Consider the following 502-nt stretch of genomic DNA (forward strand, 5'->3'; position numbering starts at 1 on the left):
GCGGGGTGCCCCGGGTGAGGACCAGGCCGTGGGCAGCAGGGCTCACGGCAAGCGCGGACCCCTCGCACACCAGGGGTCCTGGTCGTCGAGGAGCCTTCTGTGAGCAAGCGAATGCGCTAGGGCGTCGAGCCCCGCCTCCGCACACCCCTTGTCGCTTTCTCCTTCGCGCTGGAGCGCCGCCGTCGCGCCGTCCGCTCGCGCGGGGATCCCCCCTGCCCTCCGGGAGTCCGTCATGCCTGCCGCCACCGTCACCGCCGACCCTTCCGTCCTCGCCCCGCTGCCCGTCCTCGGCCGGGACGTCGCCGTCCCCCTCGTCACCGGTGGCGAGGTCGCCTACGCCGCCCTCGACCACGCCGCCAGCGCCCCCGCCCTCCAGCGCGTCTGGGACGACGTGGCCGCCTACGCCCCCTACTACGGCAGCGTCCACCGCGGCGCCGGTTACCTCTCGCAGCTCTCCACCGACCTGTTCGAGAACGCCCGCCGTACCGTCGCCGAGTTCCTC

1 protein-coding gene and 1 riboswitch are annotated in these 502 nt (G+C 74.3%); the gene reads left to right on the plus strand.

Features of this window, described 5'->3' with window-relative positions; translation table 11 throughout:
• Positions 1–60: riboswitch (SAM riboswitch) on the plus strand. This riboswitch is flagged as partial in the annotation.
• 172 nt (positions 61–232) lie between these two features.
• A partial coding sequence (locus LPA54_RS36780; protein ID WP_228984836.1) for an aminotransferase class V-fold PLP-dependent enzyme occupies positions 233–502 on the plus strand: 270 nt, incomplete at its 3' end.

The sequence above is a fragment of the Streptomyces sp. DH12 genome (genome assembly GCF_020873895.1).
Lineage (GTDB): Bacteria > Actinomycetota > Actinomycetes > Streptomycetales > Streptomycetaceae > Streptomyces.